Consider the following 16,490-nt stretch of genomic DNA (forward strand, 5'->3'; position numbering starts at 1 on the left):
ATTATTGATTAAGAGCTGATCTTTGAATGTCGACTTTGGTGTTGGTTACAATGATTTCCCCATTGTTGGGAGAAATGCCCCCCGCACCTGATTGATAGGTTCCTCCTGCATCATGAGCAATGGAAGGAACCAAAGAAATAGGAGTTGTAGAAGTCACTACAAAAGAAAAGCTCAGATTAAGCGTATGAGTCTTGTTAGTGGCTATAGACTGTGCGTTGATGCTGATGGTCTTACCATACTGTGTTCCACTTACAGGATCTACAAGCCTTACCAGATACTGATGAAGGTGAACGGGAGTACCTCCAATTCCTGCAGTTGTACTTTCAAGCGCTGTTTTTATATTCAGGCATACATTCACCAGATAGCCGCTGTCTCCCGGAAGTGTAATAGCTCCCGTCGCATTATTATAAGAGGCTCCAATATCATTAGAGACCACTGTGAAAGCAGCATCCGTAAAGTTTTTATAAGTTCCGTTTGCTAAATTACCTAATATTGAATAATCTGCTGTTCGTTGAAGGATCATATAACTCGCCAGATTATAAGTATCTGCCAGCTGAGTCCACTTATTGTTTTTCCAGAGATAAAGTCCGGGACTTATTGAATTTCCCTTATTATATACTACAAGCCCTTCTGCAGGATTGTTTACAGGTGAGGTATTACTTAATATATCCACAATGTCTACTCTTGGAAGAAGAACTCCTTTGTTGCTGTTTTGGGATACATCCAGCACAGCAGAGGGAGTAATAGATGTTTTCCCTATAGCTACTTGTGCATATATGATCTGAGCTATCATTAATAATAGCAGGATATAACTTTTTTTCATGTGTGATTGTTTTTTAAAGTTGGGATATTTTTATATAAGATCCGGTAGGAATTACATTCACAAGATCATAGAATGTACTGTTTTGCATCCTGCCTAAGCGTAATCTCAGTCCACCTATAATATTGGCACTGGTATTGGAAGGGACACTGTAATAGTAAGACCAGGTGGCCAGATGATTGGTATTGACCTTAGATACAATAGGAACTTCTTTTCTTGTGTTAGCTCCTGCTGTAAATGTATTTGTAGAGTTATTATAAGTGTCGTTGGTAAAATCTATAAAATAGCCCATGAGGTAATAGCTGCTTCCTGTCAGAGGTGCTGTTCCTCCCTGCCCGGGTGGACTTTCCTGAGGGGAGTTTAAATTAAGATTTACCTCTACCAGATAATTTCCCTGCGGAAGGACGAGAGAATAACCGCCTAAAGAAGTATTCTGAACGACCTTAAAACCATTAATGTTTGATACCCCTGAAATTGCCGGACGGTTTACCAGTAATAAAGTATTGGCTCCTGCCACTGCATTATCAAGAGCAGATAAAGATCCTGTAAAGTCCAGATATGCTACCTTAGGGGTATTTTCAGCATCAATTGTACTTTGCCACTGATTCGTTGTGCCATTGAAGAAGTGCAGCGCTTTGTTATTACTGTTAGCCCCTCCATTATAACCGATGAGCCCATTGGCTGGGGATGACACCGGTGTAGTGGTACTGTTCAGATTGGCAATGTTCAGATTAGGAAACAGAAGACCTTTATTCCCTCCGGATATAATTACTGTGGGAGTTGTGGTATAGCCGCTTCCTCCATTGTTGAGGGTAATTCCGGTTACTGCTCCATTGGTGATCACGGCAGTTGCCCGCGCTTTAAAACCACCGTTGACAATAGATTCTCCGTCATAGAAATTGACTGTTGGCGGAGTAGTGTAGCCGCTTCCTCCATTAGTGATGGTAATTCCCGTAACTGCCCCTCCTGATATGGCGGCGGTAGCTGCAGCTGAAACTCCATTAAAATTTTCGATGTGCAGAATAGCACTCTGGTCCGGATTGGACGTGTTGATTCCTACACTTCCGCTTTGGGCTAACGCCACTGTCGCGAAAAATGTACTAACAAAGTTAATAATTTTCATCTTTAATATGTTTACGAAATAATTTTAATCAAATACCTGCTTTAATATGTATTAATTTAATTGAAAGGTACGTAAAGAAAATTTGTTTTTTATGTTTTGTTTGTAGAATTATATCTATAAAATTATATATTTATCAATTAAAAGTGAAATTTAACAGTTATTATGTAATGCTTTTTCACTTTATGTTGATAAAATATATTGGTGTAAATAGTTATGGTTAAAGTGTTTTAAGTTGTGAACTTAAATTAACTTAAAAAACTATAAAATATAAAGACTGAGACGGATTTTAATTAGTTACCATATAGTGAATTAAAATTTAAGTTAATTTTAATATTTTGATGAAAATTTTTTGTAATAATAGGATATTATCAATCATTTCAATGAAACTTAATTGATAATTTCCATGATTTTTTGTTGCCTGCTAAAGAAGTGTTTTTTCATCGAAAATTAACGTGTTAAAATCGTTAAACGCGTTCTTCTTTTTAAAACTTTTCCCGAAATTTGAAGTAAAATTTTAAAATTATGTCACAATCGCTTACAAGCAGAACACCGAAACCTAAATACGACGTTGTACTGATAGGAGGCGGAATCATGAGCGCCACTTTAGCAACGCTGCTTCATGAATTTGATCCTAATCTAGAAATCGCAATCTTCGAAAGACTTGGAAGATTTGCCAAAGAAAGTACAGCAGCATGGAACAACGCCGGAACAGGCCACTCCGCTTTTTGTGAGCTAAACTATACTCCTGAAAAACAAGACGGAACAATTGATATCAAAAAAGCAGAAAGCATTGCTGAGCAGTTTGAAATTTCAAAACAATTCTGGTCTTATCTGATATCTAAAGGATATATTCAGGAGCCTAAAGATTTTATCAACTCATGCCCTCATATGAGTCTTGTATTTGGTGAAAAAGACGCCGAATACCTTAGAAAGCGTCATGATAAAATGTCAGAGTCCGTTCTTTTCTCAGGGATGGAATTTTCTACAGATCATGAAAAACTGAGAGAATGGATTCCGCTGGTAATGAGCAAACGAAATGCTTCTGAAGTAATGGCCGCAACGAAGATGGATATGGGAACAGATGTGAACTTCGGAACGTTAACCAGAAAGATGGGAAGACACCTGCTTGAAGATTCTAATGTAGAAGTCTTTCTATATCACGAAGTAAAAGACATCAGCCCAAGAGAAAACGGAAAGTGGGAAATGAAGGTTAAAGACAGAATTCACAGCCACAAACAGGAAGTGGTTGCAGATTTTGTATTTATTGGGGCAGGAGGATATGCACTTCCGCTGCTGGACAGCTCTGATATCAAAGAAAGTGAAGGATATGGAGGATTCCCCGTTTCCGGGCAGTGGCTGGTAACTCATAATCAGGAATTGGTACAAAAACATCAGGCTAAAGTATATACGCAGGCAACAGTAGATGCACCGCCAATGTCTGTTCCTCACCTTGACCTTAGAGTTATTGATGGTGAGAAAGCTCTCCTTTTCGGACCTTTTGCAGGATTCTCTACGAAATTTCTGAAAGAAGGAAGCTATCTGGACCTTCCGGATAGTGTAAATACTAAAAATTTAAAATCACTCTTTGGAGCCTGGTGGCATAACCTTCCTCTGACTAAGTATCTTATCCAGCAGGTAGCAATGACCAAGTCTCAGAGAATGCAGCATTTAAGGGAATTTATCAAAGATGCCAAAGAAGAAGATTGGGAATTGAAGGTAGCCGGACAGAGAGTTCAGATCATTAAAAAAGATGATAAAGAAGGCGGTAAACTGGAATTCGGAACCGAGGTTGTTGTGAACAAGTCGGGGACAATTGCTTCATTGCTGGGAGCTTCACCAGGAGCATCTACAGCAGTATATGCGATGTTGAATGTTCTTGAAAAATGTTTCCCTGAGAAACTTGAAGGAGAATGGAAAGAAAAATTACTTCAAATGGTACCATCTTACGGAAAGAAATTGGCAGAACATCCTGAGCTTACTGAAGAAGTAAGGAAATATACAAAAGAAAAATTAGAATTAGAATATTAACATCTGTAATAGGCAGCAGGTAACATAATGATTACCTGCTGCCCATTATTTATTACTTATAAAACCGTGGAAGAAGTAGTTGTAAAGCCAGTCATTGCAAAAGAACTCCTGGAGTCTCTTAAAACCAAAGCAGGAGAAGAGAAGCAGGTAATTGTACACTGCTGCTTTCCCGCATCCCCATTTTTGGGAAATCTCATCAGAATCTGGCATTCAACCTATCTGTTTGATAATCAGTCTGAACATAGGAGTAAACTGATTCATGCTGAGAATATTTCAATTTCTCCTTACTGGACGGCTGTTCCTTTTATGAAGGATTTTTGGTTTACCCTGATATTCTCCGGACTTCCTAAAGACTGTAAAAGCTTTGATCTCAAAGAAGTTATCCCGGAAGAAGGCGGTTTCTTTGTAGAATCTATTAAACGGAATTCCTCCGATGTTTATCGGGTGAAAATATCAGAATCCTATTAGTATGAAGCTAAGAGAGGACAAATTAGCGAGCATTATTCACTGGGCAGAAAATAACCCGGATATCCGTGCTGTGCTTTTAACCAGTTCATTGGTTAATCCTTATGCTCCTGTTGATGATCTTAGCGATCTTGATATAGAACTGGTCTTTATAGACAGAAAAAAATATGAACTCAATAATGAATGGATTCACCTTTTTGGAGAACCGATTTCTATGATTGAGGAAGAAGATCATGTTTTTGATGGAAAACACGCCATGAAGATGGTCCTTTACACAGATCATGTAAAAGTTGATTTTAAACTTTATCAGATCTCAGAATTTATTGAGGAAGTAAAAGCTGATCAGCTTCCTGAAGACTGGGACCTTGGTTATAAAGTTTTGATAGATAAAGATGGTCTTGCAAAAGAACTGAAATCTCCAACTTATCAGCATATCATGATTCAGAAACCAACTGAGGAGAAGTTCCGGCAGCTCATCAATGATTTTTGGTGGGATACAACATATGTGGCAAAATGCCTGAAACGCGGAGATATTTTTTATGCCAAATTTATGTCTGAAGATATCCTGAGGACAGATTATCTTGTCCCCTTAATTGAATGGTATATTGCGGCTGCCTATGACTGGAATATGATTACCACCAATAAACACGGCAGACTTTTCAAAAAATATCTGTCTGCTGATCTGTGGAATAGAGTAGAAGCTACTTTTTCAGGAAGTGATATTGAAGAAAACTGGAGCGCTCTATTCGCATTTGCAGATCTTGTAAACTCCTTAGGAGCTTCTTTGGCTGATCAGCTTCATTTCTCTTATCCGCATAAAATGGAAAAAGACATACGGAACTATCTGATGGAAGTAAAGTCTATATCTTAATTTCAGGCAAACTCATCCTGCCTGATCAGATTTTCAATACAGTATTCTGCAATAGCAGTAATGGTCATGAATGGGTTAACACCAATAGTTCCGGGAATCAGAGATCCATCCAGTACATACAGGTTTTCATGATTTTTTAGCTTTCCAAATTCGTTGGTAGCTTCACCCAATACACAGCCTCCAAGTGGATGATAACAGATATCTGCTCCAAAACCGTTGTTGAACAGAAGGTGACTTCTGGTTCCGCCATTGGCTTTATTCATTTTTCGGATAAAATATTTAGCATTCTCCTTCATTGGGGCAGTATTACTCTCGTTCCAGTCCAATTTCAGCGTTTGTTTTACTTTATCATAAGTAACTTCTCCTTTTTTATCAACCCTGTTGATTAATAAATACAGAGCTGTAGCTACGTCCATTCCCATAGGCAAAGGAGCAATTTCTGTGAAGAATGGATGCTCCTTATCATCCCAGTTATCTATTCCTCCCACCGGAATAGTAGATTGTTTTGAGCCTGTACCTCCTGATAAAGGTTTCACCCAGTTTCTTCCGGTCATAAAATTTCCGTTATTGCCCCAGTTTTTTCCCACCTTATCATGAACAGGAAAGCCGTTTACCGCATTAGACTGTAAAAGAAGCTGTAAAGTTCCCATTGTTCCGGCTGCAAGAATAAGTTTTTGACAATTAAAGGTTTTATCAGCAATCACATTCCCTGAAGTATCAATCTGTTTTACGCTTAAACTATAACTGCTATCGTCATTGAGTTTAATATGATCAACACGGTGGAGATCCATGATTTCCAGATTTCCGGTTTCCAGCGCTTTTTTGAGGTAGGTTTTGTCCAGACTGTTTTTGCCATGGTTATTTCCGTAGATCACTTCTGTATTGAGGGCAGAACGGGGAACTTCATTCAGGAATTCTTTCTCCATATATTTGAAATCATAGACATTCGGAACTCTGATGGTTTTAAATCCGGCTTTATGGGCCTCTTCTTCTCCTACCCGTGTAAATTTGTAGTATGGACAATCTTTTAAAAACTGTTCATCAATGACATTTACCTTAAGTTCTTTATGTACCAAAGGAAAATAATGGCTGTAAAACTGATCAGCATCAAGATTGGGGAAAACTTCTTTGAAATAGCTCTCTTTGGGTGTTACAGCCATTCCACCATTCACCAGTGAGCCGCCACCGACTCCTCTTCCCAGCCAGATATTGATGTGATCAAAATCCAGACGGTCCAGTGCTCCGGTGAAAGGAGTCAGAGGAAAGATATTCATAAAAGGAGCAATAGACTTTTTCTTCAGCCAGGCAGAACTTTTCCCGGGTTTAAGAAGGTTGGAGAACGGAATGCCTGATTTTTCCCAGTTGAGACCCATTTCAAGCATCACGACTTTTTTTCCGGCTTCACACAAACGCAATGCTGATACAGATCCTCCATATCCACTGCCAATAATAATGATAGGAGCATCTGTGATACTTTTATGTTTTCCGGCAACAGAATCTGCCGCCTGAAATAAATTAGAATGAAGAAAATAAAAACCGGATATCGCCAAAGCACTTGTCTTAATGAATTTCTTTCTGTCCATGTGCTTTAATTCTCAAAAAGTATGCTAGATAAAGAGGTGGATATTTTATTTAAAACAGATTGTGCATTTTTATTACAATTTTAACTTTTTTTGGAATGAAAATTCATAGTTTTACTTATAATTTAAAATTCATGAAAAGATATATAGTACTCTTTTTAATCCTTCCATTATGGGCTTTCTGTCAAAAAACAATATCAAACGAAGAGAAAGATATTCAGAAATTTCAGAAGGAACTTAATGCAGAATACCTTAATCCAAAAGAGACTCCATTAAGGGGTGATAACTTTAAAAATTTTAAAGAGCATCCTTTTTTTCCTATAAATATGAAATACAGAGTGACAGCAAAATTTGTAAAATCAAAGGATACAAAACCTTTTGAACTTCCTACTTCTTCAGGGAAAACAAAATCTTATCAGGAATACGGAAAAGCTACATTTACCCTGGATGGAAAGCCTTACACTGTAACTTTATATCAAAGTCTGGCTTTGATTAAACAAAAGAAATACAAAGACGATCTTTTTCTGCCTTTTCGTGATGCAACCAATGAAAAGGAAACATATGGCGGAGGAAAATATATGGATCTGAAGATTCCGAAAGGAAATACCATTGTGCTGGATTTTAACAAATCCTATCATCCCTATTGTGCTTATAATGCTTATGATTACAACTGTCCTATTGTACCGGAAGAAAATAAACTTCCTGTAGAAATCCGTGCCGGAGTAATGTATGAAGATATCTATCATCACTAGTTATGATTACGTTGGATTTTTTTAAACCGGAAGACCTTTCAGGAGTAAGCTATACTCTGGATGAGAACCAGCAGCGCTTCACAGCTACGGCTGAGCAGGCTTTACAAAATATTAAAGAAAGAACAGATTCGGATGCATTTCCAATTACTATTCTGGAAGATGGATTGCCTGTAGGTTTTTTCGTGCTTGACTTTGGAAAAGATAAATTTGAACTTACTGATAATGAAAACTCAGCTTTAATACGGTCACTATCCGTTAATCCCAAAATGCAGGGTAAAGGAATCGGAAAAAACGCCATGCTGAAGGTGGATGATTTTGTGAAGAAAAATTTCGAAAACTGTGATGAAGTCGTATTGGCGGTGAACCAGAAAAACAATTCTGCCTACCATATTTATCTTGCAGCAGGATATCTGTATGATGGGAAAACCAGAATAGGAAGAAGCGGACCTCAATATCTGATGTATAAAAAACTTTAATGAAATTTTAAAAATATAATCTTTCTTCTGCTGATTTCTTTCCATAACTTTGAGTAACATCAAATTCGAAATATGGAAATATCACTTCGTAATCAGGTAGCTATTGTTACAGGAGCATCCAGCGGGATAGGCTCCGGAATTGCAAAATCTTTAGCATCAGCAGGTGCTGTAGTTATTATAAACCATTCTTCAGAAAGATCTCTGGGAGAGGCACAGGCAGTATTAAAAGAGATTACCGATGCAGGAGGAAGCGGAATGACTTACCAGTGTGATGTTTCCAGCGAAGATGAGGTTGTTAAAATGTTCCGGGATGTAATTTCTGCATATCAGACCGTTGATATTCTGGTCAATAATGCAGGCATTCAGAAAGATGCTGAATTTACCAAAATGACACTGGATCAGTGGAATGCCGTAATCGGGGTTAATCTGACGGGGCAGTTTCTCTGTGCTAGAGAAGCGATCAAGGAGTTTCTGCGCCGGGGAATAGATCCATCACGTTCTATAGCCTGTGGAAAAATCATCCATATCAGTTCTGTACATGAGATCATTCCATGGGCAGGGCATGCGAACTATGCTTCAAGTAAAGGAGCGGTCAGAATGCTCATGCAGACTCTTGCTCAGGAGTATGGCGCCAATAAAATTCGGGTCAACTCTATTTGTCCGGGTGCTATTCAGACCCCAATTAATAAGGGGGCGTGGAGTACACCGGAAGCACTTGATTCACTTCTTAAACTTATCCCATACAACAGAATCGGACAGCCTGAGGATATTGGTAATATGGCCGCATTTCTGGCCAGTGATCTTGCAGATTATATCAGTGGGACCAGTATTTTCATTGACGGAGGAATGACTACGTTTGAAAGCTTTTCTACAGGAGGCTAGGAGAGCAGAAATTGAAAATGAAAAGGGTAAGATGAAATGGCTTAAAATTTTAGGAATTTTAGTCATTAATACCTGAATACATTTTGCAATTCTACAAATTACTACTAATCATAATTTATAATTCATAACTAATTGTTATCTGCTTATGTCAGAAAAAAATAGAATTTCAGATGTTTCATGGAAAAAATGGGGTCCCTATGTCAGCAACCGTGAATGGGGGCTTGTGCGGGAAGATTATAGTGAAAATGGAGATGCCTGGAATTACACCGGTCATGATACAGCAGAGGCCAAAACATACAGATGGGGTGAAGAAGGAATATGTGGGATTTGTGACGATCTTCAAAAACTGGTATTTTCAATAGGGTTCTGGAACAAAAAAGATAAAATGATAAAGGAGCGTTTCTTTGGCCTTACCAATGGACAGGGAAACCACGGTGAAGATGTGAAGGAATATTTTTATTACCTGGATTCTACCCCTACCCATTCTTACATGAAAATGCTGTACAAATATCCCCAAAACAGCTTTCCTTACGAAGATCTCATAAAAATCAACGCAGAAAGAAGTAAAGATGAGCCTGAATATGAATTAATAGATACCGGAATTCTTGATAAGAATGAATACTTTGATATTTTTATAGAATATGCTAAAGAAGATCAGAATGATATTTTAATTAAAGTAACAATTGTTAACAAGTCAGACCATGAAACTTCTCTTATCCTATTGCCTACAGTATGGTTCCGGAACACTTGGGACTGGGGGTATGATAACTATAAACCTAATCTGTACGGTGAGGAGGCAGATCATATTGTAATAAATCATAAAGATCTTGAGATAAAAAACTTATATGCAAAACAGTCCTTAAAAGTTTTGTTTTGCGAAAATGAAACTAATAATGAGAGGCTTTATCATTCTTCCAATAAATCAGGATATTGTAAAGATGGGATTAATGATTTTGTGATAACAGGAAATTCTCAGTCTATAAATCCCGGAAACGAAGGAACGAAAGCTTGCTTTTTTATTGATGAAGATTTTGAAGGTAAAGAATCCAAAATATTTGAATTCAGAATTTCAGATAAAGAATTAAAAGAACCTTTCGGTGATTTTGAAGCTATTTTTGAGTTGAGGCAAAAAGAAGCGGACGAGTTTTATGCTGAGGTTCAGAAAGGAATAGCATCTGAAGATGAAAAATTGATACAGAGACAGGCATTTGCCGGAATGCTTTGGAATAAAATGTTCTATCACTACAATGTTGAAAAATGGCTGAAAGGAGATCCTGCAGAGCTACGCCCTCCAAAATCGCGTAAAAGTATAAGGAACTATGACTGGAAACACCTCAATAATGAACATATTATTTCAATGCCGGACAAATGGGAATACCCATGGTATGCAACCTGGGATCTGGCATTTCATACCATAAGCTTCTCGTTGATTGATCCGGACTTTGCCAAACACCAGCTTAAGCTTTTCCTGCTTGAATGGTATATGCATCCCAATGGACAGCTTCCTGCTTATGAATGGGATTTGAGTGATGTGAATCCACCGGTGCATGCATGGGCTGTTTTCAGAGTATTCAAAATTGATGAATATCTGAAAGATAAACCGGATCTTGAATTTCTGGAAAGTGCTTTTCAAAAGCTGCTCATGAATTTTACATGGTGGGTTAATAAAAAAGACAGCAATGGTAATAATATTTTCGAAGGAGGGTTTCTGGGGCTTGACAATATTGGCGTTTTTGACCGGAATATGACACTTCCGAATGGGGAACAGCTGGAACAGTCTGATGGTACCAGCTGGATGGCGATGTTTTCTCTGAATATGATGAGAATTGCTCTTGAACTGGCTCTGTACAATAATGTATATGAAGAAATGGCGATGAAATTTTTTGAACATTTCCTTGCTATAGCCTATTCACTGGATAATATGGGGGATGAAAATTTCAGCCTTTGGGATGAGGAAGATGAGTTCTTCTATGATGCCATTGTTTCCGGTGATTGTAGTCATATGTATTTAAGGATGAGAACTATCGTTGGATTGATACCGATGTTTGCCGTTGAGGTAATTGATGACGAAATGATCGAAAAACTGCCCAATTTTAAAAAGAGAATGAAATGGGTTCTTGACAATAGACCGGAACTTGCCTCACTTGTATCAAGATGGGAAGTGAAAGGGCAGGATTCAAAACACCTTTTATCATTATTGCGCGGACACCGTCTGAAAAGATTGTTGAAGAGGATGCTGAACCCTCAGGAGTTTTTAAGTGACTATGGAGTTCGTGCTTTATCCAAGGAATACGAGCATAATCCTTATACTTTAAATTTAAATGGTATAGATTACAGTGTGAAATATACCCCTGCGGAAAGCGATAGTGGTCTTTTTGGAGGAAACAGCAATTGGCGCGGACCTATCTGGTTTCCCATCAATTTTTTGATTATTGATAGCCTTCAGCGTTTTTTCTTCTACTATAGTCCGGATTTTTTGGTGGAATATCCTACGGGAAGTGGAAATTATTCAAATCTGGATGAGATTGCCGATTCTTTGAATAAAAGACTTGCCAGGATTTTTCTGAATGATGAAAACGGAAGAAGACCTGTAAACGGTCAATATGAAAGATTCCAAACTGATCCTGATTTTAAAGACTATATTTTATTCTATGAGTATTTCCATGGAGATAATGGACGTGGAGTAGGAGCTTCACACCAAACCGGCTGGACAGGGCTTATTGCAAAGATCCTCCAGCCAAGATTCTCTAAGAAAGAAATAGCCGAATCTGAGACCGAAATGCCGCAAGATATCGAAAAGAAAAAAGAATAGTCAAAAAAAAGTTCTTTTATTCAAATATCTGTTGGATAATTTCCAGTGAGGCAGGAGTTTTGAAGTCAGTGATGTGATAATGGTAATACACCAAAAGACTGTCAAGAAATTCCTTTCTCAAAGAGCTATGGATTTTGATGGTGTAAAAACTTTCTGCACAAAGGGCATTTTTCCATATTGTGGAAATTTCCTCATTGAAGAGCTGATGGGTTATAGTAAAAGAAAATGTGCCTGTTTCAGGATCTAAAAACGTTCCGTCTCCCAGTAGTGGAGCTACTCCCTGAATCTTTAAAATAACAAGTAAAAAAAGAAGATGGGCCTGATAATTTCTATTGATCAGTTCATCGATAAACTTATCAATACCATGATAAATTTGACTGTTTTTATTTTCGTATTTGAGGGTCTGGCTTAAAAAATCTGAAATAAAAAATATAACTGTATTGACCTTTATATCATTATAAATATCCGTGTTTTTTACCATCTCAAATTTTGAAACAGTGGGTATGCCATTACCCCTGACAGGGTTGATTGACAGATTGAGTTTATTCAGCGGTTGTAACAGGGCTTTCTTTTTATTTTTTTTGGTATAAATTCCTTTTAGAAAATAACTTTGAAAACCCTCTTCCTCCGTAAAACAATGCAGAACAGCATCGTTTTCTCCATATTTTATAAATGAAAGTAAAAATCCGTTTTGTGAATTCATTAATTGACTACTCCTATTTTGGCTGTAGCTTTATCAGAACCGTCCTCATTGGTCATTAGAACAAAATAAATTCCTGAAGCCACTCTCGTCCCTTTCTGGTTGTTAAGATCCCACTCATAATATCCTCCTCTGGCCACAGCAGAATGAACAACGTTTCCTGCAGCATCTACAATTCTTATATTGGTCTTTTCAGCCAGACCCTTGATGGTTACCTTTCCTTTGAAATTAGAATATACAACAGGGTTAGGGTAAACCAGAACATTTCCAAAATTGGAAGTAACATCTGCAACATCGCCCTGATAAGTCACAATTCCATTATAGGTTACAAAATAGACTTTACCGGTCTTTTTATCTATTTTTATGTCTGTCACACTATTGGTAGGAAGAGGGGAGTTTTCTTTTGTGAAATGTTGGATTGTTCTCTGGCCGTCAGAAGACAGATAATATACACCGCCTCCATCTACAGAAACCCATTTGTGATCTCCTTCATCCACGGCAATCTGAAGAATAGCAGCGTCTCTGAAAAGTTCTTCTCCAAGACCATTTTGCTCTATAATGATAGGCTCAGGTTTAGGACTTGGGGTTTTTATTTCAGAAGCCGCATTTTGCAGTACTTTTAAGCCATTGTATGCCCCGATCCATGCGTCACCGGACTTGTCGAATGCTACAGATAATGTTCCCTCTACGAATCCATTAGCCTCTCCCATGATATAATCTGAGTCATCAGAAAGATTCGTCGGGTTTTTATAATCGTAAGTCCAGAAATTGTTGGATCTTGGAAGTGGTATCCACAACATATTTTCATGAAAAACAGGCTTCTGTGTAGATTCACTGGCAAGAACAAGTTTCTTGAGAATAAAATCATCTGCTGCCTTATCATATATTCCTATTGAAGGGTTTCCATCATCAAATCCAAAAGATACAAAAAGATTATTTTGCGGATCGGTGGCAAACCCTGCCGGACGTTTGTAAAAAGGTTTGGCTCCAAGATTATAATATTTTACGAATTCAAAATCTTTACTGGCAGCATTATATTTCATTCTATATACTCCCTGATCAAACATCGTATAATTGGTGTAGAATACTTCATTACTGTTAAGAGGACTTATGATAGCATCTAAAATATTTACAGAAGCGGGATTATTAATGAAATAGGAAGGATAGATCCATTCTGTGCCATTAAAATAATAGAAGCCTGGTTTTTTAGCATTAACGGCAGGGCCATTAAAGTTATCTACTCTTCCTCCGCTAGATACAAGCATCTGATTATTATCAAACAGATTGAGATTATAGGCCGTATTGAAATAAGGGCCTGATGGTTTATAGGTACTATTGCTTTCGTCCTTTATCCCTGAAAATACTGTTCCACCCAAAATTTTTCCTCCGGCTGATGTTATTGCTGTATTACATTCCTCTCCAAGGCTTACCGCATTTTGAGTTACTCCATTGATGCCGTATGTATATATTCTGTTATCAGTAACCACTATGGTGCTGGGGGTAATAACAACATCGCGGATGTTTCCAAAAACAGTAGGAAGCTGCATTGGGGTTCCATTATTATAGATATAGGCTGTGGTAGCGGTTGAAAAGACCATTTCAGATTCAGAATCTATATGTTTGAATACTCCCGGAATCTCTGTAGTCCAGGTAGAATAAACAGGGAAAGTAGTATTCATCTCATGACTTTTCAAACCGTTATTAGTAACAGAAAAGACCTTATTGCCAAATATTGTAGCTTCATTACTCGCCTGATAAACACCACCGGTAATAAAGAATGAAGAATCTCCGAATTCTTTCTTTTTCATATCAAATATGGAAACACCATATCCGACAGAAATTGCAGCTTTGTCTCCGGTTATAGAAATATGATTGATTTTTTTATCTCCATTGTAGCCGGCAGCAATTGGAATATCCACAACATATTTTATGTCCTGTGGTGTTATCACATCCATAGAACCATCGCTATATCCGATAAGTCCCAGCTTGGTTTGTGGATTGTAATCAAAGGCAGTGATTCCTACATTGTGAAGCCCATTGGCTTTAGACAACTTCGTAATTTCTCCTGTTGATATTGTATAATAGAATATTCCGTTTTCTGTGGCAGCAATTATTTTTCCATTGTCTTCTTTCATAGCGATGACGCCATTGTAGGAAAAAAGATCCGCCCATTTTTTTGATGAAATGACCTGAGCTTTAGTAAGCTGCAGAGAGGCTAAAATACCAAGAGAAATTAAAGAGAGTTTTTTCATATTATGCTATTATGCTGCTGTCTATTACCTGATTGTTCCAGGAGATATGCTGTACGTTTTTGTTTGTATCAAAATAAAAATCTATTCTTCCCAAAAGAAGACCTGCCCATCCCACCTGATTGACAAAGACATTTTTACCCTGTCTGTTGGTGAAAGATTGAGGTTCTGGTAAGAATGTATGCGTATGGCCGCCTAAGATAATATCAATATTTTCTGTATTGGCCGCTAAAATTTTATCACTTATTTTGGTAGGTTCATCTTTATAATCGTAACCTATATGTGAAAGACAAATCACGAGATCACATTTCTGATCTTTTTTAAGAAAATTTGAATAATGCTGGGCTACATCAATCGGATTGGAATAAACCGTTTCCGCATATTGTTTTTTACCTACAAGACCCTCCAGCTGAATACCGACTCCGAAAATTCCTACTTTTACCCCATTCTTATTAAAGATTTTATAAGGGGAAGTATGACCGTCAAGAATGGTATTTTTAAAATCATAATTGGAACAGATGAAAGGGAACTTTGCATTAGGAAGTACCTTTAGAAAACCCTCCAGGCCATTGTCAAAATCATGATTTCCCATGGTAGAAGCATCATACTTCATCATAGACATTAACTTAAACTCCAGTTCACCTCCGAAGAAATTAAAATAGGGAGTCCCCTGGAAAATATCTCCTGAATCAAGAAGCAGTACATTGCTTTCCTGATTTCTGATCTGCTGAATTAAGCTCGCTCTTCTTGCAAAACCTCCCTGATTAGGATTTTTGGTATAGCTGGCGTCAAAAGGTTCTATTCTGCTGTGCTGGTCATTAGTATGAAGAATAGTCAGTTTGTTTGCGGATTTTAAATCAAGAATTCTCAATTCCTCCGCCATCATCATATTGGGAGCCAAAGCCATTGCTAAAGATCCACCACCTATTGCTTTTAAAAAACTTTTTCTATCCATTACTTTTTACCGATAAAATTTAAACGAACGTCTGTAGCAGGAACTATTTCGGGATTTCTCTTGAAATAATCAATATATAAATCCCTAAGTTTAACTCCCGTTGGGATCGACTCTCCTTTTGCAAAAAATTTCATGTTGTCACCTCCCAGAGCAAGATAGTCTGAAGTGGCAATATAGTAATCTTTGTTTGGCTCTACTGCTTTTCCGTTAATTAAAGATTTCGTTAACTGTCCGTTTTTTGTTTCAATATACAAATGAGATACTGGATTGTTCACCTGATGTTCTGCATAATATTCAAAAAGCCCGGGTAAATCTGCTCCTTTCATTTTTACAATGATCAGCTCATTTTCAAAAGGCATCACTTCAAAAACATTTTTCAGCATAATATCCCCTTTACCAATGGTAGTGCGGATTCCTCCGATATTAATCAATGCTGCATCTACATTCTGTTTAAGATGAACCCTGGTCCACTCATCTCCTCCTTCAAGTGTATAATCTGCTAAAAGATTGCCCAGGTTGCTGTTGTCTCCCTGCTTCGTAAGATCCACATTCGTGTGGGAGATTTTCTGATTCATCTCCTGATCTAGTTTCTGCTTATACGGTGCAATGAATTTTACAAACTCCTCATCATTCTTTAGCTCATTATTAATAGAAATGTTGCGCTGAGTCTTCACTTTCACAGACTGCGGCACAGAAGCCGTCTTGCATGCTGTAAGTGATGCCAGAGCAATTCCTAGTAACAAGAATTTATTTTTCATAATATCTTTTAGTATATGC

At 37.6% G+C, this 16,490-nt stretch carries 14 protein-coding genes; 7 read left to right on the forward strand and 7 right to left on the reverse strand.

Annotation, left to right across the window (positions count from 1 at the left end; translation table 11 throughout):
* Position 1 precedes the first annotated feature (1 nt).
* Both LF887_RS03880 and LF887_RS03885 read right to left on the reverse strand, forming a co-directional pair.
* Entirely contained in the window at positions 2-823 is an 822-nt protein-coding gene (locus LF887_RS03880) for a hypothetical protein (RefSeq protein WP_236857498.1), read from the reverse strand.
* 13 nt (positions 824-836) lie between these two features.
* Positions 837-1,943, reverse strand: a complete 1,107-nt coding sequence (locus LF887_RS03885) for a hypothetical protein (RefSeq protein WP_236857499.1) — start codon at positions 1,941-1,943, stop codon at positions 837-839.
* Between the two features lie 522 nt (positions 1,944-2,465).
* Between LF887_RS03885 and mqo the strand changes: the two genes are divergently transcribed.
* The 3 genes from mqo (at position 2,466) to LF887_RS03900 (ending at position 5,307) form a co-directional block, all read left to right on the forward strand.
* Complete coding sequence (mqo, locus tag LF887_RS03890; protein ID WP_236857500.1) at positions 2,466-3,971, forward strand: malate dehydrogenase (quinone); 1,506 nt, start codon at positions 2,466-2,468, stop codon at positions 3,969-3,971.
* A gap of 66 nt (positions 3,972-4,037) precedes the next feature.
* On the forward strand, positions 4,038-4,439 hold the full coding sequence (locus tag LF887_RS03895; protein ID WP_236857501.1) for a hypothetical protein: 402 nt from the start codon (positions 4,038-4,040) through the stop codon (positions 4,437-4,439).
* A 1-nt stretch (position 4,440) separates the two neighbouring features.
* Complete coding sequence (locus LF887_RS03900; RefSeq protein WP_236857502.1) at positions 4,441-5,307, forward strand: AadS family aminoglycoside 6-adenylyltransferase; 867 nt, start codon at positions 4,441-4,443, stop codon at positions 5,305-5,307.
* A gap of 2 nt (positions 5,308-5,309) precedes the next feature.
* On the opposite strand, the gene LF887_RS03905 is transcribed toward LF887_RS03900, so the two are convergent.
* Positions 5,310-6,890, reverse strand: a complete 1,581-nt coding sequence (locus LF887_RS03905; protein WP_236857503.1) for a GMC family oxidoreductase N-terminal domain-containing protein — start codon at positions 6,888-6,890, stop codon at positions 5,310-5,312.
* Positions 6,891-7,021: 131 nt separating this feature from the next.
* Here LF887_RS03905 and LF887_RS03910 point away from each other — a divergent pair, with 131 nt between their 5' ends.
* The 4 genes from LF887_RS03910 to LF887_RS03925 all read left to right on the forward strand — a co-directional run bounded on the left by LF887_RS03910 (position 7,022) and on the right by LF887_RS03925 (position 11,809).
* Positions 7,022-7,639, forward strand: a complete 618-nt coding sequence (locus LF887_RS03910; protein ID WP_236857504.1) for a DUF1684 domain-containing protein — start codon at positions 7,022-7,024, stop codon at positions 7,637-7,639.
* Between the two features lie 2 nt (positions 7,640-7,641).
* Positions 7,642-8,115 carry a GNAT family N-acetyltransferase gene (locus LF887_RS03915; RefSeq protein WP_236857505.1) on the forward strand — a complete coding sequence of 158 codons (474 nt, stop codon included), beginning with the start codon at positions 7,642-7,644 and terminating at the stop codon, positions 8,113-8,115.
* Between the two features lie 72 nt (positions 8,116-8,187).
* Positions 8,188-8,997, forward strand: coding sequence for a glucose 1-dehydrogenase (locus tag LF887_RS03920; RefSeq protein ID WP_236857506.1), 810 nt, complete (start codon positions 8,188-8,190; stop codon positions 8,995-8,997).
* Positions 8,998-9,142: 145 nt separating this feature from the next.
* A complete protein-coding gene (locus LF887_RS03925; protein WP_236857507.1) occupies positions 9,143-11,809 on the forward strand; it encodes an MGH1-like glycoside hydrolase domain-containing protein in 2,667 nt (888 codons plus the stop codon).
* 16 nt (positions 11,810-11,825) lie between these two features.
* On the opposite strand, the gene recO is transcribed toward LF887_RS03925, so the two are convergent.
* The 4 genes from recO to LF887_RS03945 are packed head-to-tail and all read right to left on the reverse strand — an operon-like array spanning position 11,826 to position 16,471.
* Positions 11,826-12,512 carry a DNA repair protein RecO gene (gene recO / locus LF887_RS03930; RefSeq protein ID WP_236857508.1) on the reverse strand — a complete coding sequence of 229 codons (687 nt, stop codon included), beginning with the start codon at positions 12,510-12,512 and terminating at the stop codon, positions 11,826-11,828.
* Positions 12,512-14,761: a T9SS type A sorting domain-containing protein gene (locus LF887_RS03935; RefSeq protein WP_236857509.1), complete on the reverse strand. Its 2,250-nt coding sequence runs from the start codon at positions 14,759-14,761 to the stop codon at positions 12,512-12,514. Before LF887_RS03935 ends, recO begins: the two co-directional genes overlap by 1 nt.
* A gap of 1 nt (position 14,762) precedes the next feature.
* Positions 14,763-15,713 (reverse strand): bifunctional metallophosphatase/5'-nucleotidase, encoded by a 951-nt coding sequence (locus LF887_RS03940; protein ID WP_236857510.1) that lies wholly within the window; start codon positions 15,711-15,713, stop codon positions 14,763-14,765.
* Positions 15,713-16,471: a 5'-nucleotidase C-terminal domain-containing protein gene (locus LF887_RS03945; protein WP_236857511.1), complete on the reverse strand. Its 759-nt coding sequence runs from the start codon at positions 16,469-16,471 to the stop codon at positions 15,713-15,715. The genes LF887_RS03940 and LF887_RS03945 overlap by 1 nt, the downstream gene beginning before the upstream one ends.
* Between the last annotated feature and the right edge of the window lie 19 nt (positions 16,472-16,490).

The organism is Chryseobacterium sp. MEBOG06, assembly GCF_021869765.1.
Classification (GTDB): Bacteria; Bacteroidota; Bacteroidia; order Flavobacteriales; family Weeksellaceae; genus Chryseobacterium.